The following is a 334-nucleotide window of genomic DNA, read 5'->3' on the forward strand; positions in this document are numbered from 1 at the left end:
TCCACAGGCTGGATGGCGAATATTTCACTTTGACGACTCACCCGAACGGTGAGACCATCCATGTGTAGCCGGGAATTGACGGCGGCAGAAATGCCAACGGAACGAAGCGGTTACCGCCATTGAAGACGTATATTCCTGCCCTTGGGTGGGAATTGAAATCGGCAAATGGTGGGGCTGGAGGGCCCGTCAAGGCGCAGCGTTTGGACTGGTGAAAATCAGGCCGAAACGACGCTGAAAACGACCACCAGCCTGGGCTGAAACGCCAGCCAAAGCGCCACGGGCACGGGGGCAACCCCAGGCCCGGAAACGGAGGGAACGGAGGTTCCGCAAAGCA

It is taken from the genome of Sandarakinorhabdus sp. (genome assembly GCF_032115815.1).
Taxonomy (GTDB): domain Bacteria; phylum Pseudomonadota; class Alphaproteobacteria; order Sphingomonadales; family Sphingomonadaceae; genus Sandarakinorhabdus.